We start from the raw sequence: 25,602 nt of genomic DNA, 5'->3' as shown, positions 1-25,602 counted from the left end.
CGGCTGGGCGATATCGAGTGTCCACCGTGCTCGTTGCACCCCGCACTACGTCGAGTGCACCGAACTACCGGAGTGGCTCCCGTTCATGGCATCCAGCAGCCAGCGCGCCAGGTAGTCGGCGAAGGACGATCGCACCGCGACCAGCACTGCGCGCTCTTCGCGGGCGAGCAGTACCGGGGCCTTTGCCAGCAACGTCTGGGCGCAGTGGCCGTCGGTGAAGACTCCGGCGTCGAGGTCGAGCGCGCAGCCGCCTGCCAGTAGGTCGGTGGCCATTGGCCCGCTCACGCGCAGGACGGTGCGTTGCGCGGACACGTCGGTGACCGTGCCGAACTCCTCGCCGACGGCGTGCCGGACAAGCTTCTCCAGGTGGTCCTGTTGCGTGGCAGGGCCGAGGACCAGCCACTCGTCCGGGCCGAGCCACATCGCCAGCAGGTCCTCGGTGCGGGTGACGGTGTTCGGTGTCCGGGGCAATGCGACGCCGAGGGCGGCACGGATGGCGGTGAATGCCGCGCCATCCGGCGTCGCGCGCACGTTGAGCTGAGTCAGGAACGGAATCTCCTCGACCGCCACCTGATCGTTTCCGGCCGCCTCGAGCCGTCCTGCGAGGTGTGCGAGGGGACTGGCGAAGTGATCAACCATCACGGCGGGCTCCTTCCGGGTCGAACAGAACGTTGCCCGTGACGGTCACCGGTACCGTCGCCGATCCCGCGGTGGCCGCGTAGATCGTGTCCCCGATGCGGTCGCGTCCCCCGGCCACCAGCGCGAGGGCGAACGTGCGGCCCAGCGCGTCGCTGGTGTAACTGGAGGTGACATGGCCGAGCATCGGTACCGGCGGAGGCGGCAGTTCCGCGGCGGCGACCAGTTGCGCGCCCTCCTCGAGCCGGAGACCGGGGTCCGCGGGCAGCAGGCCGACGAACTGCTTGCGGTCGGCGCGCGCCGTGTCGGCCCGGGTGAGCGACCGCTTCCCGACAAAGGTCGCCTTCTTCTTCGACACCGCCCAGCTCATGCCGAGGTCGTACGGGGTCACGGTGCCGTCGGTGTCCTGGCCGACTATCGGGTAGCCCTTCTCCGCGCGCAGCACATGCATCGTCTCGGTTCCGTACGGGGTGATCCCGTACGGTCCGCCTTCGCGCTCGATGGCCTCCCAGACCGCGAGCGCCTTCCAGGGCAGCACGTTGATCTCGTAGGCCAGCTCACCGGAAAAGCTGATCCGGCAGATCCGCGCCCGCGTCCCGGCGACGGGGGAGTCCCGCCACGACATGAACCCGAATTCGTCGTTGCTCACGTCCAGGCCGGGAGCGAGTGCGCCGAGGATGGCTCGCGACTTCGGCCCGACCAGCGCGATCGTGGCGAACTGATCGGTCACCGAGGTGCAGTGCACGCGCAGGTCCGGCCACTCGGTCTGCAGCCATTCCTCCATCCAGTCCAGCACGGCCGCTGCGTTGCCGGTGGTGGTGGTGACCAGGAACCGGTCCTCGCCGATCCGGCTCACCGTGCCGTCGTCGAACAGCATGCCGTCGGCCTTGCACATCAGTCCGTACCGGATCCGGCCGACCTTCAGGCTGCTCATCATGTTCGTGTACAGGCGGTCCAGGAACTCGCCCGAGTCCGGCCCGTGCACGTCGATCTTGCCGAGGGTTGACGCGTCCATGAATCCGGCGCCGGCGCGCGCCGATTGGCACTCGCGGGCCACCGCCTGGTCCATCGACTCACCAGGCAGCGGGTAGTACCTCGGCCGCAGCCACTGGCCGACGGTCTCGAACACCGCACCACGGTCCAGGTGCCAGGGGTGCAGGGAGGTGGTCCGTGCGGGGTCAAGTAGTTCGCCACGGTCGCGTCCGGCCAACGCGGCGAAGGCGACCGGGACGTACGGTGGCCGGAACGTGGTCACGCCCAGTTCCGCCAGACTGCTGCCGATGGCCTCGGCGATCACCCCGGACGACGTGGTGCCGGACGTGCGGCCCTGGTCGTGGGCGGTACCGATGGTGGTGTAGCGCTTGATGTGCTCCACCGAGTGCAGGCCGGCGCCGATGGCTCGCAGCACGTCGGCCACGGTGGAGTCGCGGGCCAGGTCGACGAACTGGCGCGACCGGGCGTTGTCGTCGTGCGCGGGCACCGTCCACAGGCGCTCGGGACGTTGCGACCGGACGTGCCGATCGGTCGTTTCCGGCACCATGATCGGCTCCACCGCGTTCAGGCCTGCGGCGGCGATGGCGTGATCGACGGCGCGCACGCCGTCGGCGAGACATCCGTGCAGGGTGAACTCGCCTCGTACGGCGCCCGCGACCGACACCCGCTGCCGCGCGGCGTCCGGGACGAAGGCGCCCACGGTGTCGTCGTGCCGCAGCGTTCCGCCCGCCTGGCTGAACAGTTGCACCGCGGGATTCCAGCCGCCGGAGACCAGCAGCAGATCGCAGTCGATGCTCCAGGGCGAGCCGCCGACGAGGGGGCCGATCGTCACCGAGGACAGGTGCCGGTCCCCGGCGGTGCCGTGTACGGCGTGTCCGGGCAGCACGTCGATGTGCCACGCCGCGCAGCGGGCGGCCCAGTAGTGGGGGATCGTGGCACGACCGTCCACGACGGCGGCCACCTCGACCCCGGCCGCGGTCAGGTCGATCGCCGCGGCGTACGCGCTGTCGTTGGTGGTGAACACGACGACTCGCCTGCCGCCCAGCACGCCGTAGCGGTTGAGGTAGGTACGGGCGGCGGTAGCCAGCATGATGCCGGGCCGGTCGTTGTCGGTGAAGACGATGGGCTGCTCGTGTGCCCCGGTGGCGAGTACGACGTGGCGGGCGCGGATGTGCCAGACACGCTGCCGCGCGACGTCGGGGCTGGCCTCTTCGGACCGGCGCTGGAGGGCCAGCACGTAGTTGTCGTCGTAGTAGCCGAAGGCGCTGGTGCGGGTCAGCAGTGTGACCGTGGGCCTGGCGCGCAGTTCCGCGACGGCCGCATCGATCCATGCGGTCGCGGGTCGGCCGTCGAGGTATTCCGCCGTGCCGAGCAGGCTGCCACCCTGGTGCGGCTGATCGTCGAGGACGATGACTCTGGCGCCGGTCCTGGCCGCGGTCAGCGCCGCGGTCAGCCCGGCAGGCCCGGCGCCGACCACCAGGATCTCGCAGTGCGCGTAACGGCGGTCGTAGCGGGCGGGATCCGGAGTGCCGGCGAGTCTCCCGTGACCGGCCAAACCGCGGGCGACCAGTCCGTCGGACAGTTCGACGGTGGTGGCGGTCAGCATCGGCTCGGGGAACGGGTGCTCGATCTGCACCAGCGCGTTGGCCTCCTCGGCACCGGCGGACATGATGCCGCGCGGGCGCCGGTAGGTGATGCTGCCGGACACCGTGCGCACGCCGTTGGCCAGCAACGCCGAGGCCAGCGTGTCGCCGTGGTAGCCGGTGAACTCCTGGTCGTCGAAGCGGAAGGACACCGGCCTGGTGCGGTCGATCAGGCCGTGCTCGGAGGACCGGAACAGCTGCTCGTTCATGACCCCACCGGCTTCGCTTCGTCGATCCGGTAGGCCGCGTGGATGGTGTTGGTGACGGTGTCGCGCAGGACGTTGAACCAGCGGCGGCAGCCGGCCGTGTGGCACCAGCGCTCGGCGAAGATCCCCTTGGGGTTCTCGCGGAAGAACAGGTAGCGGGCCCACTGCTCGTCGCTCAGGGCGTGCGGGTCGGCCGGATACGCGACGTGCGCCTGGCCACCGTAGCGGTATTCGTTCTCGTTCCTGGGCCCGCACCACGGGCAGGGGATCAGCATCATGGCGTAACTCCTTTCGTTTGCCGCACCCGCCTGCGGGGTCGTTCAGTGCGCGACGGCGGCCGCGCCGTGCTCGTCGATCAGCGCGCCGGAGACGAAGCGGTCGAGGGAGAACGGGGCGGTCAGCGGATGAGGTCGGTCGTTGGCGATGGTGTCCGCGAAGCACCAGCCGGCGCCGGGGGTGGCTTTGAACCCGCCGGTGCCCCACCCGCAGTTGAGGTAGAGGTCGCGCAGGGGGGTCAGCCCGACGATCGGGGAGGCGTCCGGAGTGACGTCGACGATGCCGCCCCAGGTACGCAGCACATGTGCTCTGGCGAAGATCGGGAACAGCTCGACGGCCGCGGCCAGCTGGTCCTGGATGATGTGGAACGAGCCCCGCTGGCCGTAGCCGTTGTGGGCGTCGATGCCCGCGCCCAGCACGAGTTCGCCCTTGTGCGCCTGGCTGACGTAGACGTGCAGGGCATTCGACATCACCACGGTGGGGTGCACGGGTTCCAGCAGTTCGGACACCAGCGCCTGCAACGGATGGCTCTGGATCGGCAACGGCAGGCCCAGTCGCTCGGCCAGCACGGAGGTGTGCCCTGCCGCGCACAACGCGACCTTGCCTGCCGCGATCGTGCCGCGGCTGGTGCGTACCCCGGTGACGGCGCCGCCGTGCACGTCGAATCCGGTGGCCTCGCAGTTCTGGATCAGATCCACGCCGAGTTCGTCCGCGGCTCTGGCGAACCCCCAGGCCACGTAGTCGTGCTTGGCGATACCCGCCCTCGGTTGATAGGTCGCACCGAGTACCGGGTAGCGCAGGTCGGGTTCGGTGTTGACGATCGGGCAGACCTCGCGCACCTGCCGCGCGTCGAGGAACTCCGCGTCCACGCCGCTCAGCCGGTTGGCGTTGACCCTGCGGACGCTGTCGCGTACCTCTTGCGGCGTGTGCGCGAGGTTGAGTACCCCGCGCTGGCTGAACAGGATCGGGTAGCCGAGGTCGTCCTCCAGTCCCTCCCACAGTTTCAGCGAGTGCTCGTAGATGCCCGCACTCTCGTCCCAGAGGTAGTTGGACCGGATGATGGTGGTGTTCCGGGCCATGTTGCCGCCCGCCAGCCAGCCGCGCTCGAGCACCGCGACGTTGGTGATGCCATGGTTCTTGGCGAGGTAGTAGGCGGTGGCCAGGCCGTGCCCGCCCGCACCGACGATGACCACGTCGTAGGAACGGCGTGGCTCGGGAGCGCGCCACAGCCATTCGGGATGATCGGGGATGGTGCTCATTCCTTCGCTCCGTTCCTGCCGATATAGAGCGGGGGGCTACCGTCGACAACTGATATATCAGATGTTGGGCTACGGTATTCTCCGTGGATTCCAAGGTCAAGGGTGCGCCGGATGAGGACGCGGATCGGGTACCGCTCTCCGAACGCGCCTACGTGGCGCTACGGGACATGATCGTGACGCTGCGGATCACCCCCGGCTCGCCCATCCACGAGGACCGGCTGAGCAAGACCATCGGTGTGGGCAGGACGCCGATGCGGGAGGCGATCAAGCGGCTGGAGTCCGAGGACCTCGTGGCGATCTACCCCCGCAGGGGAACCTTCGCCGCCGATATCAACATCACCGACCACGGCCTCATCGCCGAGGTGCGCAGGCAGCTCGAGGCGCAGGGCGCGCGCAGCGCCGCCGATCGCGCGACCCGGCGGCAACGCGAAATGCTGGGGGCGCTCGGCGAGCGGATCGGGCAACAGCGCGACGACGAAACCATGATGCGGCTGGATACCGAGATTCACCGCGCCATCTACCACGCGACCGGCAATCGCTACCTCGAGTCGAGCCTCAACCACTACTACAATCTGGCGTTGCGTATCTGGTACCTGTTCCTGCCCCGACTGGGCGGCATGGCGACGCACCTGGCCGACCATGAGGCACTCCTTCAGGCGATCATCGGCGGTGACGGCGACAAGGCCGCGAGTGCCGCCGCGGAGCACGTCGCGCACTTCGAAAGCGCTGTGTTCGCCGCGCTCCGCTCGTAACGGCTGGACTACGCGCGAAATCCGCGGAGCATCACTGCCCCCAGCTCCACACCCCGTCGAGGAACCGACACAGATCGTTCCGATCCGTAGCGAACCGGAGATCGCTCGTCACAGTCCCGGCACACACCGTTCCTAGCGTGAATCCCAGCGAAGTCGATCACGATTCCTCTGGGGGAGCGGTACGTCATGTCGTTGCGAACTGTGGTGGCACCCGAAGTCCGGTCCGTCCCGACGCGGGCGCGAACCCGTTCGGCCGGACCGTCGGGAAGGTTGCTGTCCGTGCTCTCCGTCGCCGGGGGTACGGCGGCGATCGGCTGGCACGCCACCCGGTACGGCAACTGGTTGATCGACGACGCCGCCATCACCTTCGCCTACGCGCGCAGTGCGGCGGAAGGCCTTGGCCCCGTGGTGCAGCCGGGCGCCGAAACGGTGGAGGGGTTCTCCAATCCGACGTGGATGGTCCTGCTGGCTGTCGGCCGTCTGCTGGGATGGTTCGACCACGGTGCTGTCGCGGGCATCCCGGACTACGTGCTGTTTCCGAAACTGCTGGCCCTGGCGTGTTGTGCGGGGGTCCTCACCGCGTTCCACCTGGCCGCCCGCCGGGTCGCTCGCCGTCCGTGGCTGGTGACCGCGGCGGCGGGCGCCGCGCTGGCCGCAAACCCGTCGTTCGTTATCTGGTGCTTCTCCGGACTGGAGAACTCCTTGTTCGCGCTCACCGTGGTGTGGTTGGCCGTGCTGCTGTTCCTGGGGATCCTGAACGACCGGTTGCTCACCCGGCGGGCCGCGTTGCTGGCGGGCGGGCTCGCCGCGCTCGCGGCACTCACCCGGCCCGACGGCCTCATCTACGCGGGCGCCTATCCGCTGATCGCCCTCGTCCAGTGGCGGTCGTCGGGGCCGGCCGCGGTCGCGCGACATGCCGCGCTTTCCACTGTCGCGTTCGGACTCCCCGTCGGTACTTTCCTGTGCTGGCGGTATCTGACATTCGGGCGCCTTGTGTCGAACCCCTCCGTGGCGAAAAGCCAGGGTATGCCCGAACTGGAGGACCTCACCAGGCCGGGAGAGCTGATCAACTACGCGGGCGCACCCGCGGTACTGCTGCTGGTGGCGATCATCGCCGTGGTCCTGGCCAGGCCGGTGTGGTGGGGGCGAGCGTTGATCGCCCTGCTCGTGCCTCTGGGACTCGCCCTTGTGGCCTACGCGGTACTCAAGCCCGACTGGATGGCCCAGCACCGGTTCGCCACCCCGGTGTGGGCGCTCGCCGCACTGGTCGCAGCGCTCGCCGCCGCCGAACTCATCGGGCGGCTGCACCGCGGGCGCCGTGCCACGCTGGTGTTCGGACTCGTGGTCGCGCTGTCGGCCTCCGCAGTGTCCTTCTCCGCGTCCGCGCAACAGTTCCGGGACCAGCCCAACATCTCGATGTGCTACGTCGCCGATCGGCTCGGCCGGGTTTTCAACAGCTACGCCGACATCGTCGGCACGGCCGACGCGTCGCTGCTGCTGCCGGACCTGGGTGGTTCCGCCCTGACCAGCCGCCTGCGGCTGGTCGACATGGCAGGTCTGGTGGAGCCCAGGATCGCTGACTTCATCAACAGTGGGGACCGGGCGGGCATGCGGGACTACGTCTTCGACGAGGTCAAGCCGACCTTCATCCACTCCCGAGGTCCGTGGAGTGCGGGCAACGGCCTTCCCGCCGATCCGCGAATGGACCGCGACTACCACGCCATCTACCTCTACCCCCATCCTGGACCTCGCAACGGCGACTGGGTACGTAAGGACGCGGTGTCCGATCCGGCGACGCTGGCTGCTCTGCGTTCCTTCGCGCAGTCCACAATGGTCCCCGTCGATCGAGCCGACGGAGCGGGGGAATGGCCGCGTCGCCACTGCGGTGAGAACCTGCGGCCCGGGCAGACCACCGTAGGCCAGACCTGATCCCGCACGTCAGATCTGCCCCGCGTCCTCCTGGCTCGTCCGGGCGGTGCGGGGCAGAACCACGGTGAAGACCGCCCCTTCGCGGTTCCCGACCTCGATCCGGCCGCCGTGCGCCGCGGCGTTTTCCTGTGCGATGGACAACCCGAGCCCGCTGCCCCCCGTCGGACCACGAGCCTGATCTCCGCGCACGAATCGGTCGAACACGATCGGCACGAGGTCCTCGGGTACGCCCGGCCCGTGATCGGCGACCTCGATGGTGACGGTCTCGGGGTCCCGGCCGTCGATCGTCACGGTCACCGGCTCCGCGCCGTGCCGCAGTGTGTTGGCGATCAGGTTGCCCACCAGGGTGTGCAGCCGTCGCGGATCGCCGATCACGATGCCGTCGCCGTAGGTCGATATCCGGATCTCGGCGTCGGCGGCGATCAGTTCGATCACGTCGGTCAGGAGTGCGCGCAGGTCCACCGGTTCCGGGCGCAGCTCCGCGACCCCGGCGTCGAAGCGGGAGATCTCCAGGAGATCCTCGACGAGACGGGCCACCCTTCTGGCCTGGTCGCCGAGCAACTGTGCGGACCGCGCCCGCGACGCCGGGTCCTGGTGCTCGAGACTGTCCGCCGCGGCGACCATCGTGCCGATGGGCGTACGCAGGTCATGCGCCACGTCCGCGACGAACCGCCGCTGCTGCCGGTCCTTGGCCTTGAGCTGCTCGATGGACTCACCGAGGCGTTGTGCCATGGCGTTGAAGGAACCGGTGAGATCGGCCAGTTCGTCGCGGCCCCGGACGGGCAGCCGGATGTCCAGGGCGCCGCCGCCCAGGTCACGTGCTGCCGCGGCGACCGCGCGAACCGGCCGTTGAATGCGGCGCGCGGCGATCAACGCGGCGACGATCCCGAGTACGGTCGCGACGACGGCGACCAGGACGAGGATGCGTTGCAGACTGCTCAGTTCGACCCACAGCGAGCGCATGCTGTAGCGCTGGGCGAGCACGAATCCGGGCATGACCTCCTCGGCGAGCAGAAACGCCGGGTCGTCAGCTGACTCCACCAGCTTGCTCGCGGATTCGCCCTCCCTGGCCTGATTGATCAGGTCGGCAGGCCAGCGAAAGGAGTCACTGCCCGCGGCCAAGGACTCCGGTGGGTAGTAACCGTCGACGGCTTCCTGCCGGCCGTCCACGTAGAAGTCGAACAAGCCCCAGCTGACGCCTTCCCGGCCCCTCATGTAGTCGGCGGCGGCTTCGGTGCGGTTGCTCCACGTGTTGTTGTGTACGCGCGTCAAGACCGCCTGCAAGTCGGAGTTGAAGCCCGCCTGTGCCGCCGCGGTGAAGCGTTTGGTGGTCTGTTCGGCCTGCAACTGGTATGCCGTGAACGCCATTCCGGTGGTCGCCACGGTGGTGACGAGCACGACCGCGATCACGATCCGTGTGCGGAGTCCGAGGTGCGGCAGCCGAGGCCTCATTGTTTGGTCAGCCGGTAGCCGATGCCGCGCACCGTCCGCAACACGGTGGGATTACCCGGATCCTCCTCGATCTTCGCGCGTAGCCGCGCGACTGCGGCGTCCACGATCCGTGAGTCACCGACGTATCCGTAGTCCCACACGCGTTTGAGCAGCACCTGACGGCTGAGGACCTGTCCGGGGTGTTCGGCGAACTCCAGCAAAAGGCGGAGCTCGGTGGCCGTCAGGTCGAGCTCCGCGCTGCCGCGCGTCGCGACCATGGCCGTGCGGTCGATGCACAGCTCACCCACCTGGAGCAACGGGTCCGTGGGTGCCGCCGGAGCCGCCACTCTGCGCAGGATCGCCTTCATCCTGGCGTCGAGCACCCTCGGCTCGGCGGGCTTGACGACGTAGTCATCGGCTCCACACTCCAGTCCGACGACCACGTCGATCGGGTCCCCCCTGGCGGTCAGCAGGATCACCGGAACTCTGGATTCCGCCCGGATCCGGCGGCACACCTCGAATCCGTCGATCCCGGGCAGCATCACGTCGAGCAGCACGACATCGGCCTCGGCACGCTCGTCGAGCAACGAGCGCAACGCGAGTTCACCCGAACCGGCCACCGTCACCTCGTGGCCGAGTCCGCCCAGTGCGAGGCCGACCGCTTCCGCGAGCGCCTCGTCGTCCTCCACCAGCAACACCCTTGACATGACCATGGACCGTAGTGCAGCCCTGCGGCAGCTGGCTCCGCACCATGGGATGACGTGGCGTCTAGTGAGACGCCAGGTGCAGGAAAACGGCGGTGACCCAGAGCCAACCCGGGATGATGACCGCTCTTTGGACCAGTCCTGCCTTCGGGGAGTTGTCCTCCCACGCTGTGCCGAATGCGCTGAAGCCGAACAGGAGACCGGCCGCGGCGATGGCTGAGACAGCCGTCCAGATCATTCCCGGCAGCACGAACGCCGCGACGGCGGCCGCAGCGGGAAGAGCCAGGAACACGACCGCTCCGGCGTAATCGTGCAATCTGTGCCGAGTGCTGAAATCTGCCGGGTCCCCATCCGGGGAACCTGGTGGATAACCACGCATCGGGTCCATCGGAAAGACGCCAGAGACCACCAGGCCGAGCCCAAAGACGCCCAGCGCGATGCCCAGCAGCAGATCCCGACCCGAAGTGACTATCCCGAGGGCACCGAGAGTGATCGCGGCACCGCAACACAGGAAGTTGGAAGTCTGGATCCATCCCCGGGTTCCCAGCGCCAGTGCGCTGACCGGGTGTCGCACCGGTGAATAGCCGGGCCGCCGCCATCCGTCGATCAGGAACACCAGCACGAAGAGCGCCGACCCACCTGCCCCGATCCAATAAGCCACGGCTTCCTTTCATGCCCAACAGAATCTGTGGTTCATCTGGTCGGTGTCAGCGCAACACAGGCCCGCCCAACGCGACAGTGCCGTTGGTCATGCTCTCGGGCCCGCAACGCGACGAGCCCGGCCGATCGCGGGTGGATCGGCCGGGCTCGTCGGTGCAGTCGGGTCAGGCGAGGTCGAACCGGTCCAGTTCCATGACCTTGGTCCAGGCCGCGACGAAGTCGTTCACGAGCTTCTCGTGGGCGTCCTGGCTGGCGTAGACCTCCGCGAGGGCCCGCAGCTGCGAGTTCGAGCCGAAGATGAGGTCGACCGCGGTGGCGGTCCACTTCAGCTCGTCGGTGGCCGAGTCGCGGATCTCGTACACGTTCTCCTCGGACTGCGCTGCCTTCCACCGGGTACCCGGCGAGAGCAGGTTGGTGAAGAAGTCGTTGGTGAGCACGCCGGGCCGCTCGGTGAGGACACCGTGCTGGCTGCCTCCGACATTGGCCCCGAGAGCACGCAGACCGCCGACGAGGACGGTCATCTCAGGCGCCGTCAGGTTGAGCATGTAGGCCCGGTCGACGAGCAGCAGCTCCGGCTGGAGCTTCTCCCCGGGACGCAGGTAGTTGCGGAACCCGTCGGCGCGCGGCTCGAGAACCTGGAACGACTCGACGTCGGTCTGCTCCTGGCTGGCGTCGGTGCGGCCAGGGTGGAACGGCACGGTCACCTCGAAGCCCGCGTCCCGCGCAGCCTTCTCGAGTGCGGCCGAGCCGGCCAGCACGATCAGGTCGGCGAGCGAGATCTTCGCGCCGCCGGCGTCGTTGAACTCGCGCTGGATGCCCTCGAGCGTCTCCAGGATTCCGGCGAGCTGCTCGGGCTGGTTGACCTCCCAGTTGCGCTGCGGCTCTAGGCGAATCCGGGCGCCGTTGGCGCCGCCGCGCTTGTCGGTGGATCGGAAACTCGCCGCGGAAGCCCAGGCGGTGGTGACCAGCTGGGCGGTCGAGAGACCGGATTCGAGCACCTTCGCCTTGAGGGCCGCGATGTCGGCATCGCCCACGAGTTCGTGGTCGACGGCCGGCACCGGGTCCTGCCACAGCTGTGGCTCGGGGACCCACGGTCCGAGAATGCGGTCGACCGGGCCCATGTCGCGGTGCAGCAGCTTGTACCAGGCCTTGGCGAACGCCAGCGCGAACTCGTCGGGATTCTCCAGGAAGCGGCGGGAGATCTTTTCGTACGTCGGGTCGAAGCGCAGCGACAAGTCGGTGGTGAGCATGGTCGGCTTGTGCTTCTTGTTCGGGTCGTACGGGTCCGGGATGATCTCCGGAGCGTCCTTGGCGACGTACTGCTTGCCACCGCCCGGGCTCGTGGTGAGTTCCCACTCGTAGCCGAAGAGAATCTCGAAGAAGCGGTTGCTCCACTCGATCGGCCGGTCGGTCCAGGTCACCTCGAGACCGCTGGTGATCGTGTCGGCACCCTTGCCGCTGCCGTGGGTGCTCAGCCAGCCGAGGCCCTGTGCCTCAAGCGGGGCGGCCTCGGGCTCGGCGCCCACGTGGTCGTCGGCGTTGCCCGCGCCGTGGGTCTTGCCGAAGGTGTGGCCACCGGCGATGAGGGCAACGGTCTCCTCGTCGTTCATCGCCATCCGGGCGAAGGTCTCCCGGATGAATTGGGCCGCCGCGAGGAAGTCCGCGTTGCCGCGGGGTCCCTCGGGGTTGACGTAGATGAGGCCCATCTCGGTCGCGCCCAGGTCGGGCACCATCTCCGAGTCGGTGACGTAGCGCTCGTCGCCGAGCCAGTCGTCCTCCGGTCCCCAGAAGATCTGCTCGGGCTCCCAGGTGTCCTCGCGGCCGAAACCGAAGCCGAAGGTCTTGAAGCCCATCGATTCCAGGGCGACGTTGCCGGCGAGCACGATCAGGTCGGCCCACGAGATCTTCTGGCCGTACTTCTCCTTGACCGGCCACAGCAGCCGACGCGCCTTGTCGAGGTTGGCGTTGTCGGGCCAGCTGTTGAGCGGGGCGAAACGCTGGGCGCCGTCGCCGGCTCCGCCGCGCCCGTCGTGGATGCGGTAGGTGCCCGCGGCGTGCCAGCTCATCCGGATCATCAGACCGCCGTAGTGGCCGAAGTCGGCCGGCCACCAGTCCTGTGAGGTGGTGAGCACCTCGACGATGTCACGCTTGAGTGCCTCGACGTCGAGCTTGGCGAACTCCTCGGCGTAGCTGAAGTTCTCGCCCAGTGGGTTGACCTTCGAGGAGTGGGCGTGCAGCACCGAGAGATCGAGCTGGTTGGGCCACCAGTCCCGGTTCGTGCGCGGACGGCCACCCGTCTTCGGCGTCGGCGAGTCGATCGCCGGGTTCTCACTCTCGCTGCCGTGCGCGGTCACCGAGTCATGGGCCACGGGGCAGCCTGCGGCCGCCTTCTGGTCCACGCCCTGCGCGCTGGATGGGACGTTGTCCGGGGTGTCGCTCATCTACTTCCTTCCGAACTGGTGGATCATCGAGGGGTGGGTGCGGCCGCACAGTCGGGGCAGGTGCCCCAAAAGACGACCTCCGCTTCGTCGATCACGAAACCGTGGTCGTTCGAGGCGGTGAGACAGGGTGCGTGGCCGACGACGCAGTCGACGTCCGCGATCGCACCGCAGGAGCGGCACACGACATGGTGGTGGTTGTCTCCCACCCGGGACTCGTAGCGAGCGAGCGTGCCTGCGGGCTGGATGCGCCGCACCAGGCCGGCATCGGTGAGCGCCCGCAGCACGTCGTATACCGCTTGGTGGGACACCGTCGGAACCTCGGCCCGCACCAGCGCGATCACCGTCTCGGTGTCGACGTGCGGATGGTCGCGCAGCGCGGCGAGTACTGCCAGCCGGGGCCGGGTCACGCGCAACGAGACCGCCCGAAGTTGCGTCTCGAAGTCGGTGGTCACGCGGTCAGCCTAATGCTCTTGTCTGGATTGAGTCAAGATTGCTTCCGGCGCAATGCGGCCGCAGCCCCTTTGTCATCGCAGTGACGGCACCTTCTCACGAGGAATGTGAGGAAGGTGCCGTCACCACCAAGATGGTTCTACTCCTTCGAAGGTGTGGACTCGTCCGTGCCCCCGGAGACCGGCTCCGCGCGCCGCTCCGCCGGATAGCGGAGGTTCTCCACCATCTCCTCGAGGTGTTTCGGCGGCGGGGACGTCAGCTTCGACACGATTATCGCGACGATGAAGTTGATCGCCGCGCCGATCGCGCCGATCGCCTCAGGGCTGATGTCGAGGATCGTGTCGTTCGCCGAGGTCCCGAACACCTCCAGGGTGTGGACCATGTACGCGATCGTCACCGTGAGCCCGGCGATCATGCCCGCCGCGGCGCCCTTGTCGTTGCACCGTTTCCAGAAGACCCCGAGCACGATCGCCGGGAAGAAGCTGGACGCCGCGAGCCCGAACGCGAACGCCACGACCTGCGCCACGAACGCGGGCGGGTTGATGCCCGCGATCACGGCCACGACCACCGCACCGGCCATCGCGACCCGGCCGACGAGCAGCCGCTCGCGGTCCTGCGCGTTCTTCCGGAAACGGCGGAAGTAGAAGTCGTGCGACACCGACGAGGAGATGACCAGCAGCAGCCCGGCCGCCGTGGACATCGCGGCCGCCATGCCGCCCGCCGCGACCAGCCCGACGATCGGTGCGGGTAGCCCCGCGATCTCCGGGGACGCGAGTACCAGGATGTCATTGTTGATCGTGAGGTCGGCACCGGCGTCAGGGCTGTTGCTCACCGACCCGATGGTGGTGGCGTTCGGATCGACCGACACCAGCCCCGTTGCCCGCCAGTTCTCGATCCACTGTGGAAGCTGGTCCACCGACCGGCCCTGCACGCCCTCCAGGAGGTTGAACTTGGTGAACGCACCAACGGCCGGAGCGGTGGTGTAGAGCAGGCCGATGAACAGCAGCGCCCAGAACGCCGAGTACCGCGAACCGCGCACGGTCTTCGTGGTGTAGAACCGGATGATCACGTGCGGCAGACCGGCCGTACCGATCATCAGGGTCAGTGTCACCAGGAAGATGTCGATCATCGGCCGTGCGGTGAACGCCTCGGTGTACCGGTCGAGTCCGAACTCGGCGCTCAGCGCGTTGAGCTCGTTCAGGATCTGCCCGAAGGACACCTGCGGGATCGGGATGCCCGTGATCGTCTGTGCCACGGCGACCGCCGGGATCAGGTAGGCGACGATCAGCACCGTGTACTGGGCCACCTGTGTCCAGGTGATGCCCTTCATGCCGCCCAGTACGGCGTAGGTGAAGATGATCGCCGCCGCGATGAACACGCCACCGGTGATGTTGATGTTGAGGAAGCGGCTGAACACGATGCCGCCGCCGTTCATCTGGCCCACCACATAAGTGAACGAAATGATGATCGCCGCGCCGGCCGCCACCGTGCGCACGAGCTCCGAGTACCGGTCGCCGACGAACTCCGGCACGGTGTACTTGCCCCACTTGCGCAGGTACGGCGCGATCAGCATGGCCAGCAGCACATAGCCGCCCGTCCAGCCCATCAGGTAGATCGAGCCGTCGGAGCCGAGGAACGCGATGAGGCCGGCCATCGAGATGAACGACGCCGCGGACATCCAGTCGGCGGCGATGGCCGCGCCGTTGGCGACCGTCGGAATGCCTTGCCCGGCGACGTAGAAGCCCTTGGTCTCCGCGACCCGGCTCCGCCATGCGATGTAGATGTAGACGCCGAACGACAGGATGATGAAAACCAGCGTCCATACCTGGATGTTGCTCATTGCCGCCGGCCCTCCCCGTCACGCTCGCTGACGCCGAACTTGTCGTCGAGGCGGTCCATGCGTACCGCGTAGATGAGGATGAGCAGGAGGAACGTGTAGATGGAGCCCTGCTGGGCGATCCAGAACCCGAGCGGGTACCCGGCGAAGTTGACCTGGTTCAGCTGATCGATGAACAGGATGCCGCCGCAGAACGGCACGATGAACCAGACACTCAGCAGCGCGAGCATCAGCCGGAGGTTTCGCCGCCAGTATTCTCGCCGCCAGTCGCCCTGCGGTGGCGACTGACCCTCTTCTCCTGGTTGAGTCACCGTTGGCTCCCTTCGGTCCAAACCGCGTTACGGGTGCGGAAAGGATCGAGCGGGCGAATCGGACAGGGCAACGATTCGTCCCCCAGCGTCGCGAACCCGGCCGTGAACGGTCCGCCGACCGCGCCTCGCCGTACCCCGGCGACGGCCGGGACCGTTCGGGCGCCCGATGCGGCCGCTCGTCCCCGGCCGATGACCTTTCGTCCACGCATGGCTTGGTGACCTGACTCACGCCCGACCTAGACTCGCGCCATGTCCTCGGTGACCAGCACGGGTGGAGCGACGACGAGTCGTCGCCGCATCATGCACGCGGGCAGCGCCGGTATGATCTTCGGCGGACTGCTGATCCTCGTCGGTTCGCTCCTGCCGTGGGTGTCGACCCCGGTGGGTCACTTTTCCGGGGTCGCCGGTCCAGGGCTGTGGACGCTGTGCGCGGGCACCATCGCCGTCGCGGGTGCGCTGTTGCCGTACCGCCGCGTCGCCTTCGCGCATGCCCTCTTACCGGGAATGGCGGTCGCGGTGCTGGTGACGTGGCAGCTGCTCCGGATCGCACAGTTGAGCGCGAGCACCGACAGTTGGGGCAGCCTGCTGCCCGGCATCGGCCTCGTTATCGCGGGCGGTGGTGCGTTCATCCTGGTGCGCACCGCGCTGAGGATTCGCGCCGCTGAGTAGTTCTCGTGGCCACACCAGAGCAGTAGGGTTCCCGATGTGGCTGCGTCCGGTGTGGATCCGCCGTGGACCGACCCCGACGGCGGGGCTCGATGGGTCCCCGATGCCGGGGACGAGTACGACATGCCCGCCGAGGTCGACGCGGCCTTCCGCACGGTGCGGCGTGTCGCGGTGGGGCACTTCGTCGTTTTCCTCGGGGTGGTCGTCGCGGTCCCGATCCTCACGTTGACCGTGGACTGGTGGTCGGAGGGACGCCTGCTCGGAGGCATGACGCCCAGCTTCGTCATGGCGGCGGTCGGGCTCTACGTCTTCTTCTTCCTGATCGCGGTCGGCGCGGCGACGCTGTCGAACGCGGTCGAGGACCGCATGCTCGGCGCCCCGGAGCAGGAGTCACCCGAATCCGGCGGTGAGGCACCTTGATCGCCGCCAGCCTCGCGGTGCTGGCCGCTCTGCTCGTGGCGGTGCTGGTCGCCGGACTCGTGCTGCGTCCGCGTGGCGCGTCCACTCTGGAGTTCTATCTCGCGGGCAGGCGGGTCGGCGTGGTGACCAACGCCTGCGCGATCTGCGGTGACTATTTCTCGGCCGCCTCGTTCCTGGGTGTCGCCGCGGCCGTCTACGTGTCCGGCCTCGACGGGGTGTGGTACGCGACCGGCTTCGCCGCGGGCTTCGTGCCCGTGCTGCTGTTCGTTGCCGCGCCGCTGCGCCGGTTCGGCGAATTCTCCATCCCGGACTTCCTGGGCCGCAGGCTCGGTTCCGAGCGCGTTCGGCTGGTCGCGGTCACCGTCGTACAGCTCGTCATCCTGTCCTATCTCGTACCGCAGGCCGTGGGCAGCGGCCTCACGTGGGAACTGCTGGTCGGCGAGGGCGTGGCGGGCCTCTCGCCGTACGCCACCGGCGTGGTGGTGTCCACAGTGGCCATCGCGGCACTGGTCGTCGTGGGCGGGATGCGCGGCACCACGTGGACGCAGGCGGTGCAGTTCCTGTTGCTGCTCGCCGTGTTCATCTGGCTGGCCATCGTCGTGCTCCGCTCCGGCTTCAGCTACCCCGACGCGGTCGGGCGGCTCACGGAGGAGCCGCTTGCCAATCCGGTCGAGGTGGACGGGACCTGGCAGCTCGAAGAGGAGGAGAACCGGTTGGCGAGCGGCGAGCCCGCGTACTTCGGGCATGCGGGCGGGCGGTACGGCCCGCTCGGGCAGATCACGCTGATCGTCACGCTCGTGCTCGGCACCGCGGGCCTGCCGCACGTGATGAACCGCTACTTCACGAGCCCGACCGGAACCGCCGCCCGGATGACCACCGTCTGGGTGCTCGGCTTCGCCGGTGTCTTCTACGCCCTCGCCGTGCTACTCGGTACCGCGGCGCGGTCGCTCGTGTCACAGGCGGTGTCCGGCCGGCCGTGGCTCGCGGAGCTGACGGTCGACGGTGTGCTGCGTGTGCCCGAGCACGCGCCGCTGGTGCTCGGCCGGATCTACGGCGGCGACGCGGGGCTGGCGGTGGTGGCGATCGGGGCGCTCGTCGCGGTGCTGTCCACGATCGCGGGGCTGCTGTTGGCCTCCGCGGCCTCGTGGGGACACGACGTGTACGAGCGGCACATCAACCCCGGCGCCACCCAGCGCCAGGCGGTGTGGGCGGGGCGTGCCGCCGTCGTGGTGGTCGCGGCTTTGTCGGCCGGGCTCGCCCTCCTGCTGCGACCGTACTCGCTGACCGCCCTCTTCCCCTCGGTGGTGGCGACGATGGTGACCTGGGCGTTCGCCCTCGCGGGTTCGGCGCTGGCGCCGGTGTTCTTCCTCGCCATCTGGTGGCGGCGGACGACCGCGCCGGGGGCGGTGTCCGGCATGGCTGTCGGCGCGCTGACGGCGATCTTGCTGGTCGCGCTGGCGCCCTCGGTGGGGGAGCGCGGTATCGGTGAGGTGCTGCTCGCGCCCACGATCGTGGCCGCCCCCCTGGCCACGCTGGCCACGGTGATCGTCTCGCTGTGCACCACTCCACCCTCCGATGTGGAGCGGCTGTGGCTCAAGCTGCACGGGACCGCGGCCGACCGGCGGGCGGTGCGGCTGGCGAGGCTGACGATCGCGGGAGTCAACGGGAAGAGAGCATGAGGAACGGCAGCTGGCCACTGGCGATCGCGGTGGTGCTCACCTGGGGCTTCGTCTACCTGGTCACGCAGGTCTTCCCGGATCCGCCGCTGGAGGTTGAGGCCACTGTCCTGATCGGCCTCGGGATCACGTTGGTGCTCACCATCGGCTACCCGTCCGCACTGCGCGGTCCGCGGCAGGCCGGGCCGGTGCGGCGTTCGCCGGGCCGGCAGGGGCGCACGTTCGCCGCGGTCGACAGGTCCATGCCGCTACGGTCCGGACTGACCGCCGAGGCCGCGCGCCGCGCCGTGCGACTGCTGCATCCCGTGCTCGGCGGCGATTCCGTTGCCATCACCGACCGCGAGCGGGTGCTCGCGTTTCAGGGCCCCGGCTCCGACCACCACACGGTGGGGGACCGGCCACAGACGGAAGCCTCGGTCCGGGTGCTCGCCAAGGGGAGGACGGTTGTGGTGCGTAATCGCGGTCGTCTCGGCTGCCCGGACCCGGACTGTCCACTGCAGAGCGCCGTGATCGCACCGCTGGCCATCGGCAAGCGAGTGGTCGGGACGCTCAAGGTGTACCGGGTGGACGAGATCCCACCGCCGCGAGACGTCGTCGAGGGACTGGCCGGGATCATGTCGCTGCACCTCGAACTCGCGGAGCTGGATCACGAGCGCAAGCTGGCCGTGGACGCCAAGCTCGACGCCCTGCGCGCCCAGATCAACCCGCACTTCCTGTTCAACACGCTCAATACGATCGCCTCGAAGGCGCGCACGGATCCAGAAGAGGCCCGTCGCCTGCTGCTGCGGCTGTCGGACTTCTTCCGGTACGCCGTCCGGCAGGACGGGCATCTGGTCGAGTTCGGGCAGGAGTACTTCTTCGTCCGCACCTACCTCTCACTGGAGCAGGCCCGCTACGGCGAACGACTGCGTGTCCGCTACGACGTCGATCCGCAGGTGCTGAGCGCACACGTGCCCGTCTTGACGATCCAGCCGCTGGTGGAGAACGCCGTGAAACACGGTCTCGCCGACAAGGTCGACGGCGGCACGGTACGGCTCAAGGCCCGGGTCGACCCGTTGACGAGGACCACGTCGATCCGGGTCTCCGACGACGGGGTCGGCATGTCGGCGGAGTTGCTGGAGCGGCTGACATCCGGCGACGGCGCCGCGGAGGGCGGCGTGGGCCTGCGCAACATCTCGCAGCGGCTGCAGGCCCTCTACGGCGAGCGTTACCGTCTTGACATCCAGTCCGACTACGGTAACGGCACCGTTGTCGACCTGCGCATTCCCTTGGGGTGATCGGCATGCGAGCTCACTGCCTGATCGTCGACGACGAGGCGCCGGCCAGGGAGGAACTGCGGTACCTGCTGGGGACGTTCGACCACGTTCAGGTGGTCGGTGAGGCGACCAACGGCGAGGAGGCGCTGGTTCTCCTGCGGTCGCTGGACTACGACCTGGTGTTGCTGGACATCAAGATGCCGGGTGGCACCGGTCTCGAGGTGGCGAAGGCGGTCCGCGACTCACCCCACGCACCGAAGGTCATCTTCACGACGGCCTACCCGGACTATGCGGTGGACGCGTTCGATGTGGACGCCGTCGACTACCTGGTGAAGCCGTTCGACGCCGAGCGGCTCGGCCGCGCGCTCGACCGAGCGTTGTCGGGCGGAGCCGACGAGGAGGCCGAACCTTCACCACGGCCGCGCGCTCCCGTGCCGGATCCGCTCGGGCGCATCCCCGTACAGCAGGGTGACCGGACGGTCCTCGTCGACGAGTCGGCGATCCTCTACGCCAGCGCCGCGCGCGGCTATTCGTATCTGCAGCTCGCCGGGGAGCGGGTGCTGGTGAGCCTGTCACTGAACGAACTGGAACGCAGGCTCGGCGGCCACTTCTTCCGGACGCACCGGTCCTACCTGGTCAACCTGAACCACGTCCGGGAGCTGCGTCCCGACTTCAACGGCGCACTGGTGCTGGTGATGGACGATCGCAGACGGAGCCGCGTCGAGGTGTCCCGCAGGCACGCGAGGGAGCTGCGCCGCCTGCTGGGTCTGTGACCCGCCGAGTGGGGTCGAGGCGGCGGCCGGTAGGGGATTGACCAGACCTGAGGCCATGGTGAGCACTTCCCCGGGGAAGTGGCCCGATCGCACTTTCCCGGGAAAGTGCGATCGAGGGAACTCGGCGACGTGGTTGATCTTGCCGGGTACTCGCAGGCGCACGCGCCGGCGGGCGGTAGTCGGGCCGCGAACACCTTCCCCGCCCTGTTGGTACAGTGTGCTAGCACGCTGTACCAACTAACTGCGCACGCGACGAAATCGAGGAGTGCCAAATGTCGATCGCTCACGGCGTCGCAGGCCGGGATGGACCGTGACGATCGTGGTGATCCCCGCCCTGCTCGCTGTCCCGGTCCCGGTTTCGGCGAATTCGCCGGAAGGCCCGCGTGTGCACTGGCAGGAGTGCCAGGACTACGCCGCTCTGGACTGCGCCTCGCTTGATGTGCCGATGAACCATGCCGACCCGGATAGCAGGCGAATCACCCTCGCACTCGTGCGCGCGCCCGCCGCCCGGCCTGCGGAGAAGCTCGGATCGCTCGTGCTGAACCGGGGCGGCCCCGGCTACTCCTCGACCGAGTACCTGCGCGTGATCAAGGATGGCACCGTGCCCGCTCCGGTGGACCAGCGAGTCTGGGAGCACTACGACGTGATCGGCCTCGACCAGCGCGGAGTGGGCCAGGCTCGTCCCTCGGTGACCTGCTTCGAGTCGGCGCAGGAGCGGGAGGGCTTCAACGCGGACGTTCCGGTGTTTCCCGTCACGGCACGGGACGTCGGTCGACGAGCGCTCAAGGACCTGCACTTCGCCGCGCTCTGTCGTCAGCGCAGCGGTGCGCTCCTGGACCATCTGTCCACGGCTACGGTGGCCAGAGATCTCGACCTCGTGCGTCAGGCACTGGGGGAGTCGCGGTTGAACTACCTCGGGCAGTCCTACGGCGTGCACCTCGGCCTTGCCTACGCGAACATGTTCCCGGACCGCATGGGTTCCCTCGTCCTGGACAGCGTGCTCAATCCGGCTCGCTCGCTGACCGGTCCCTTGTGGACGGTTCCGTCCGAGCGGACCGGCTCGGACACCGCCACCCAGGAGGTGTTTGACGAGTTCCTGCGGCTGTGCGCGCGAGGGAACTCGTGCGGGTTTGCCGCCCACAGGCCACGCCAGGCCTTCGATCAGTTGGCGACAGCGCTGCGAGAGGACCCGCTCCACCTCGTCGCGCCCGACGGCGCACAGGTCACTCTCACCTATCCGAAACTCGTCGCGTTCGTGGGCGGCCTGCTCTATCAGCCGGTTGCCTGGGAGTCGATGGACCGGGTTCTCGACCTGACATATCGAGTACAGACATCGCCGAGCGAACCGGACGCCGCTGAGCTCGCCGCCAGCGTCCAGTGGATGGATCAGTTGGGGTTCGACGCTCCCTACACCGACCTCAAAGGACTGTACTCGGCCTTCACCTGCAACGACGTGGACATGCCCCGGTTGTCCCTGGCCTGGTGGGGGGCGGCCAGGCGGCGGGCGGCGGTGTCGCCGCACTTCGCCACACTGCGCGCCTATGACACAAGTCCCTGCGCCTTCTGGCGTTCCACGCCGCGTGAGCGCTACACCGGGCCGTGGTCGGTGGACACGGAGATTCCTGTGCTGATACTCAACAACCGGTTCGACGGCTCCACCCCGGTGGGCGGCGCGAAAGATCTGCACCGTCGGTTGCCCAACAGCCGCCTGATCGTCAACGAGGGCTGGGGGCACATCACCACCCAGCAATCGACGTGTATGACCGCAGTCGCGTCGGCGTACCTGGCAGCGGGCTCCGTGCCGGATCCGGGCACGTCCTGCCTCCCGGATCTCACCCCGTTCGCGGGCTCACCCGGCGAGTGATGGAAGCCGTGCGACTCGGCCTGGGTCGCGAATCTCGCCACGTGGGCCGCGGCCGCGGTGTGCGCCGTGGCACTGGCCACATTGGGCATCCGGCGAAGCTGGCGGATGGCACCGTGGCCGGTCGTGGTGCTGATCCCGTGGCTCATCGGGGCAGGCCTGCACGCAGCCGAGTATCTGGCGCAGGGGTGAACTCGCGCATCGCCAGCGGAACAGGGTGCCGGACGCGATGGATGCTTGCGTAGCGTGAGTGCCCGCCTCCCGGAGTGAGTGCGCAACCCCCGGTTTTGCATGGTCATACATTATGGTGCATACTCTTCCTCATGTCCAAGGTTCTCACCTCCCTGCCCACCGGCGAGCGCGTCGGCATCGCCTTCTCGGGTGGCCTCGACACCTCGGTCGCGGTCGCGTGGATGCGCGACAAGGGCGCCGTCCCGTGCGCCTACACCGCCGACATCGGCCAGTATGACGAGCCCGACATCGTCTCCGTGCCTGGTCGCGCGCTGGCCTACGGCGGCGAGATCGCGCGCCTGGTCGACTGCCGTGCGGCGCTGGTCGAGGAGGGTTTGGCGGCGCTCACCTGCGGTGCGTTCCACATCCGCTCGGCCGGACGGCCCTACTTCAACACCACACCGCTGGGCCGGGCCGTCACCGGGACCCTGCTGGTTCGGGCGATGCTGGAAGACGATGTACAGATCTGGGGTGACGGCTCGACCTTCAAGGGCAACGACATCGAGCGTTTCTACCGGTACGGCCTGCTCGCCAACCCCCACCTCCGCATCTACAAGCCGTGGTTGGACGCCGACTTCGTTTCCGAACTCGGGGGCCGCAAGGAGATGTCGGAGTGGCTGCTCGCCCACGAGTTGCCCTACCGCGACAGCACCGAGAAGGCCTACTCCACCGATGCCAATATCTGGGGCGCAACCCATGAGGCCAAGACCCTGGAACACCTCGACACCGGCATCGAGACCGTGGACCCGATCATGGGGGTGCGATTCTGGGACCCGGCGGTGGAGATCGCTGCCGAGGACGTGACGATCGGCTTCGACAAGGGCCGCCCGGTGACGATCAACGGCAAGGAGTTCGCCACCCCGGTCGACCTGGTGCTGGAGGCGAACGCGATCGGTGGACGCCACGGCATGGGCATGTCGGACCAGATCGAGAACCGGATGATCGAGGCCAAGAGTCGCGGCATCTACGAGGCGCCCGGGATGGCGTTGCTGCACGCGGCGTACGAACGGCTGGTCAACGCGATCCACAACGAGGACACCCTGGCGAGTTACCACAACGAGGGACGCCGCCTCGGCAGGCTGATGTACGAGGGACGCTGGCTCGACCCACAGGCACTGATGTTGCGGGAGTCGTTGCAGCGCTGGGTCGGCACAGCGGTCAAGGGTGAGGTGACGCTGCGGCTGCGGCGCGGCGAGGACTACTCGATCCTGGACACCACGGGCCCGGCCTTCAGTTACCACCCGGACAAGTTGTCGATGGAGCGCACTGAGGACTCCGCCTTCGGTCCGGTGGACCGGATCGGCCAGCTCACCATGCGCAACCTCGACATCGCCGACTCGCGCGCCAAGCTCGAGCAGTACGCCGACCTCGGCATGGTCGGCCAGACCCATCCCGCGCTCATCGGCGCCGCACAGGCGGCCTCGACCGGGCTGATCGGCGCGATGCCGCAGGGCGGCGCCGCCGCCATCGCCTCCCGTGGCGAGGTCTACGGGGGCGACGAGATGCTGGACCACGCCGCGATGGAGTTCGGCACCGACTGACCTGCTCGCCGAATCGGACGGAACCGACAGGTCCACCCGCTGGGGTGTCGCCGGCCGCGACACCCCAGCTAGTTGGTGCACCGAGGCAATTCCGTGGCGAGGTGCGCCGGCGGCCGGGCCGACGCGTCCAACCGCGGAAGCTGGCCTGCGCCTACGATCCGGGAGCGTTCCGCCTTCAGGACTTCGAGCCAGGTGGTTCCTCAGGGGGTGTGTCGTCGAAGTCCGCAACGGTGATCTCATCGAGCCGGTCGCGGAAGCTGGCGATTTCCTGTTCCTGGACGGGGTCGGACGCTGCCGGGCCGAGGTCGTCCGGATCGCTCTCTCCGGCGATGACGACCTCGACGGCTGCCGTGTCCAGCACAGCTTCGTGTACTTCGATCGGCACCCCGGCGCGAATCGCCACGGCGATGGCGTCACTGGGCCGTGCCGACACCCGCACGTCTTCGTCGAGGATCAGGTCGGCAATGAACACGCCCCCGTCAAGCGCTGTCACCTGCACGCGCTGCACCCGACGTCCCAGGGCCTCGATCACGTGACCGATCAGCTCAATCGTGTCCGGCCGGGGGTGTTCGACGCGCTCGTGGGCGGCCACCAGCGCGTTCGCCTCGGGCACACCGATCGAGATCGCCAACCACCGCTGATCGCCGACGGTCTCCCGCAGCAACATCACCGGAGCGTCATCCGGCGGTAGGACAGCAACACCGTGCACCCGCACTGGAACCACTGCGCTCACCCGCTTTCGCGACTGCCTGACAAATGGAGTTGCCGCACACCATGGTCGCAAACATGGCACGGTCCAGGCGATGTTCCGGGCTTCCACCTTTTCGAACGGTCTGCCAGAAGGGCCCCCGTTCAGCATGTGGCGTCCTGGTCTTCCATCCGCTTGACGAACTCGAGCATGGCCTGGCTGAGCGTGCGGGCACTGGTCTCGTCGTGGGTGAGGATGTCGGTGCCGTGCCGGTAGCTTTCGATGAAGAGGAGTTCGCTGGTGGGTGCCCAGTCGTGCAACAGACGCGCCGATTCCGCGCTGCCGTAGGCATCTCCTTCACCCGAGACGAACATGATCGGGCAACTGATCCGTGCCACATCGGCTTTGCTGAACTCGTAGCTGTCGGTCTCGTGCAGCCCGGCCAGCCAGAGCACGGCGTTGATCCCGTTGTCGGGCTGCTCGGCGGCGTGGAGCGAGGCCACGGCTCCGATGCTCGCGCCTCCGGCGATCACGGTCTCCGCACCGTGGTCGCGCAGGAAGGTGGCAGCGCCGAGCACGTCCCGCCAGTGGTCGACGAAGTCGTTCTGCTCGGAATCGGCCTCGCGGGCATACGTGAGTGCCTGGTAGCCGTGTTCGGCGAGACTCTCGGCGAAAGTCTTCCAGTCGTCCTGACTGTCGCCGGAGCGGCCCATGTACGACAGGACGACCGCGACGCTGCCGTCGCCGAACAGACGGCCGGACCGCGTCGCGCCGTCCTGAGCCGGGAACGTCACCTCCCGGTACGACCCGGGTCGTTCGGGCGCGGATCCGGTGGCGTCCGCGGAGTCACCCACGGAAGGGGATGTGCCCGATGCCGACTCGGTACCAGGGGTGCCGACGCAAGCGGAAAACGTCAACAAGCCGAGAAGGACGACTACGATCCTCAGCGGCTGCCGCATCCC

Annotated in this window: 23 protein-coding genes; 10 read left to right on the top strand and 13 right to left on the bottom strand. The window is 68.3% G+C overall.

The genetic code is table 11. The features are described from left to right. Positions 1 to 45: 45 nt before the first annotated feature. Genes BM199_RS18735 through BM199_RS18720 form a run of 4 tightly spaced genes read right to left on the bottom strand, consistent with a single transcriptional unit; the run spans position 46 to position 5,013 of the window. Positions 46 to 639 (bottom strand): sarcosine oxidase subunit gamma, encoded by a 594-nt coding sequence (locus tag BM199_RS18735; protein WP_091674559.1) that lies wholly within the window; start codon positions 637 to 639, stop codon positions 46 to 48. Beyond that, positions 632 to 3,481: a 2Fe-2S iron-sulfur cluster-binding protein gene (locus BM199_RS18730; protein WP_091674558.1), complete on the bottom strand. Its 2,850-nt coding sequence runs from the start codon at positions 3,479 to 3,481 to the stop codon at positions 632 to 634. Before BM199_RS18730 ends, BM199_RS18735 begins: the two co-directional genes overlap by 8 nt. After that, positions 3,478 to 3,756, bottom strand: coding sequence for a sarcosine oxidase subunit delta (locus tag BM199_RS18725; protein ID WP_091674557.1), 279 nt, complete (start codon positions 3,754 to 3,756; stop codon positions 3,478 to 3,480). Before BM199_RS18725 ends, BM199_RS18730 begins: the two co-directional genes overlap by 4 nt. Positions 3,757 to 3,798: 42 nt before the next feature. After that, positions 3,799 to 5,013, bottom strand: a complete 1,215-nt coding sequence (locus tag BM199_RS18720) for a sarcosine oxidase subunit beta family protein (protein ID WP_091674556.1) — start codon at positions 5,011 to 5,013, stop codon at positions 3,799 to 3,801. A gap of 83 nt (positions 5,014 to 5,096) precedes the next feature. Here BM199_RS18720 and BM199_RS18715 point away from each other — a divergent pair, with 83 nt between their 5' ends. Together BM199_RS18715 and BM199_RS18710 are read left to right on the top strand one after the other, a co-directional pair. After that, positions 5,097 to 5,765: a GntR family transcriptional regulator gene (locus BM199_RS18715; protein WP_281245717.1), complete on the top strand. Its 669-nt coding sequence runs from the start codon at positions 5,097 to 5,099 to the stop codon at positions 5,763 to 5,765. A gap of 186 nt (positions 5,766 to 5,951) precedes the next feature. After that, positions 5,952 to 7,694, top strand: coding sequence for a hypothetical protein (locus BM199_RS18710; protein ID WP_143101866.1), 1,743 nt, complete (start codon positions 5,952 to 5,954; stop codon positions 7,692 to 7,694). Positions 7,695 to 7,703: 9 nt separating this feature from the next. On the opposite strand, the gene BM199_RS18705 is transcribed toward BM199_RS18710, so the two are convergent. The 7 genes from BM199_RS18705 to BM199_RS18675 all read right to left on the bottom strand — a co-directional run bounded on the left by BM199_RS18705 (position 7,704) and on the right by BM199_RS18675 (position 15,528). Further along, a complete protein-coding gene (locus BM199_RS18705) occupies positions 7,704 to 9,146 on the bottom strand; it encodes a sensor histidine kinase (RefSeq protein WP_091674555.1) in 1,443 nt (480 codons plus the stop codon). Then, a complete protein-coding gene (locus BM199_RS18700; RefSeq protein ID WP_091674691.1) occupies positions 9,143 to 9,832 on the bottom strand; it encodes a response regulator transcription factor in 690 nt (229 codons plus the stop codon). The genes BM199_RS18705 and BM199_RS18700 overlap by 4 nt, the downstream gene beginning before the upstream one ends. A gap of 61 nt (positions 9,833 to 9,893) precedes the next feature. Then, entirely contained in the window at positions 9,894 to 10,490 is a 597-nt protein-coding gene (locus BM199_RS18695; protein ID WP_091674554.1) for a DUF998 domain-containing protein, read from the bottom strand. Between the two features lie 163 nt (positions 10,491 to 10,653). Further along, entirely contained in the window at positions 10,654 to 12,930 is a 2,277-nt protein-coding gene (gene katG / locus BM199_RS18690; protein ID WP_091674553.1) for a catalase/peroxidase HPI, read from the bottom strand. 23 nt (positions 12,931 to 12,953) lie between these two features. After that, positions 12,954 to 13,382 (bottom strand): Fur family transcriptional regulator, encoded by a 429-nt coding sequence (locus tag BM199_RS18685; protein WP_091674552.1) that lies wholly within the window; start codon positions 13,380 to 13,382, stop codon positions 12,954 to 12,956. Positions 13,383 to 13,519: 137 nt separating this feature from the next. Beyond that, positions 13,520 to 15,220 carry a sodium:solute symporter family protein gene (locus BM199_RS18680; protein WP_091674551.1) on the bottom strand — a complete coding sequence of 567 codons (1,701 nt, stop codon included), beginning with the start codon at positions 15,218 to 15,220 and terminating at the stop codon, positions 13,520 to 13,522. After that, a complete protein-coding gene (locus BM199_RS18675; protein ID WP_091674550.1) occupies positions 15,217 to 15,528 on the bottom strand; it encodes a DUF4212 domain-containing protein in 312 nt (103 codons plus the stop codon). Before BM199_RS18675 ends, BM199_RS18680 begins: the two co-directional genes overlap by 4 nt. Before the next feature lie 249 nt (positions 15,529 to 15,777). Between BM199_RS18675 and BM199_RS18670 the strand changes: the two genes are divergently transcribed. The 8 genes from BM199_RS18670 to argG all read left to right on the top strand — a co-directional run bounded on the left by BM199_RS18670 (position 15,778) and on the right by argG (position 23,952). Continuing rightward, entirely contained in the window at positions 15,778 to 16,197 is a 420-nt protein-coding gene (locus BM199_RS18670) for a hypothetical protein (RefSeq protein WP_245788450.1), read from the top strand. 36 nt (positions 16,198 to 16,233) lie between these two features. Then, positions 16,234 to 16,614 carry a hypothetical protein gene (locus tag BM199_RS18665; RefSeq protein WP_245788449.1) on the top strand — a complete coding sequence of 127 codons (381 nt, stop codon included), beginning with the start codon at positions 16,234 to 16,236 and terminating at the stop codon, positions 16,612 to 16,614. After that, positions 16,611 to 18,293 (top strand): solute symporter family protein, encoded by a 1,683-nt coding sequence (locus tag BM199_RS18660; protein ID WP_091674548.1) that lies wholly within the window; start codon positions 16,611 to 16,613, stop codon positions 18,291 to 18,293. The genes BM199_RS18665 and BM199_RS18660 overlap by 4 nt, the downstream gene beginning before the upstream one ends. After that, positions 18,290 to 19,567, top strand: a complete 1,278-nt coding sequence (locus BM199_RS18655; RefSeq protein WP_091674547.1) for a GAF domain-containing sensor histidine kinase — start codon at positions 18,290 to 18,292, stop codon at positions 19,565 to 19,567. The genes BM199_RS18660 and BM199_RS18655 overlap by 4 nt, the downstream gene beginning before the upstream one ends. Before the next feature lie 5 nt (positions 19,568 to 19,572). Further along, positions 19,573 to 20,319, top strand: coding sequence for a LytR/AlgR family response regulator transcription factor (locus BM199_RS18650; RefSeq protein ID WP_091674689.1), 747 nt, complete (start codon positions 19,573 to 19,575; stop codon positions 20,317 to 20,319). Positions 20,320 to 20,629: 310 nt separating this feature from the next. After that, positions 20,630 to 22,183: an alpha/beta fold hydrolase gene (locus BM199_RS18645; protein WP_091674546.1), complete on the top strand. Its 1,554-nt coding sequence runs from the start codon at positions 20,630 to 20,632 to the stop codon at positions 22,181 to 22,183. A gap of 66 nt (positions 22,184 to 22,249) precedes the next feature. Further along, the gene (locus BM199_RS34960) at positions 22,250 to 22,372 is read left to right on the top strand and encodes a hypothetical protein (protein ID WP_281245716.1); all 123 of its coding nucleotides are present in this window, start codon (positions 22,250 to 22,252) and stop codon (positions 22,370 to 22,372) included. A 131-nt stretch (positions 22,373 to 22,503) separates the two neighbouring features. Further along, positions 22,504 to 23,952 (top strand): argininosuccinate synthase, encoded by a 1,449-nt coding sequence (gene argG, locus BM199_RS18640; protein WP_091674545.1) that lies wholly within the window; start codon positions 22,504 to 22,506, stop codon positions 23,950 to 23,952. A gap of 175 nt (positions 23,953 to 24,127) precedes the next feature. On the opposite strand, the gene BM199_RS18635 is transcribed toward argG, so the two are convergent. Both BM199_RS18635 and BM199_RS18630 read right to left on the bottom strand, forming a co-directional pair. Next, the gene (locus BM199_RS18635; RefSeq protein WP_245788448.1) at positions 24,128 to 24,619 is read right to left on the bottom strand and encodes a bifunctional nuclease family protein; all 492 of its coding nucleotides are present in this window, start codon (positions 24,617 to 24,619) and stop codon (positions 24,128 to 24,130) included. Between the two features lie 185 nt (positions 24,620 to 24,804). Next, positions 24,805 to 25,494 carry an alpha/beta hydrolase gene (locus BM199_RS18630; protein ID WP_091674543.1) on the bottom strand — a complete coding sequence of 230 codons (690 nt, stop codon included), beginning with the start codon at positions 25,492 to 25,494 and terminating at the stop codon, positions 24,805 to 24,807. Positions 25,495 to 25,602 lie beyond the last annotated feature (108 nt).

The organism is Amycolatopsis marina, assembly GCF_900111885.1.
Lineage (GTDB): Bacteria > Actinomycetota > Actinomycetes > Mycobacteriales > Pseudonocardiaceae > Amycolatopsis > Amycolatopsis marina.
Note: the sequence above shows the minus strand (reverse complement) of the source record. Positions and strands in the feature narration are given on the sequence as shown.

Excerpts from the sequence above, each read along its gene's own strand:
- BM199_RS18735 (WP_091674559.1), bottom strand. The coding sequence starts at position 639 with ATGGTTGATCACTTCGCCAGTCCCCTCGCACACCTCGCAGGACGGCTC.
- BM199_RS18730 (WP_091674558.1), bottom strand. The coding sequence starts at position 3,481 with ATGAACGAGCAGCTGTTCCGGTCCTCCGAGCACGGCCTGATCGACCGC.
- BM199_RS18725 (WP_091674557.1), bottom strand. The coding sequence starts at position 3,756 with ATGATGCTGATCCCCTGCCCGTGGTGCGGGCCCAGGAACGAGAACGAA.
- BM199_RS18720 (WP_091674556.1), bottom strand. The coding sequence starts at position 5,013 with ATGAGCACCATCCCCGATCATCCCGAATGGCTGTGGCGCGCTCCCGAG.
- BM199_RS18710 (WP_143101866.1), top strand. The coding sequence starts at position 5,952 with ATGTCGTTGCGAACTGTGGTGGCACCCGAAGTCCGGTCCGTCCCGACG.
- BM199_RS18705 (WP_091674555.1), bottom strand. The coding sequence starts at position 9,146 with ATGAGGCCTCGGCTGCCGCACCTCGGACTCCGCACACGGATCGTGATC.
- BM199_RS18700 (WP_091674691.1), bottom strand. The coding sequence starts at position 9,832 with ATGTCAAGGGTGTTGCTGGTGGAGGACGACGAGGCGCTCGCGGAAGCG.
- katG (WP_091674553.1), bottom strand. The coding sequence starts at position 12,930 with ATGAGCGACACCCCGGACAACGTCCCATCCAGCGCGCAGGGCGTGGAC.
- BM199_RS18680 (WP_091674551.1), bottom strand. The coding sequence starts at position 15,220 with ATGAGCAACATCCAGGTATGGACGCTGGTTTTCATCATCCTGTCGTTC.
- BM199_RS18670 (WP_245788450.1), top strand. The coding sequence starts at position 15,778 with ATGTCCTCGGTGACCAGCACGGGTGGAGCGACGACGAGTCGTCGCCGC.
- BM199_RS18655 (WP_091674547.1), top strand. The coding sequence starts at position 18,290 with ATGAGGAACGGCAGCTGGCCACTGGCGATCGCGGTGGTGCTCACCTGG.
- BM199_RS18650 (WP_091674689.1), top strand. The coding sequence starts at position 19,573 with ATGCGAGCTCACTGCCTGATCGTCGACGACGAGGCGCCGGCCAGGGAG.
- argG (WP_091674545.1), top strand. The coding sequence starts at position 22,504 with ATGTCCAAGGTTCTCACCTCCCTGCCCACCGGCGAGCGCGTCGGCATC.
- BM199_RS18635 (WP_245788448.1), bottom strand. The coding sequence starts at position 24,619 with ATGTTGCTGCGGGAGACCGTCGGCGATCAGCGGTGGTTGGCGATCTCG.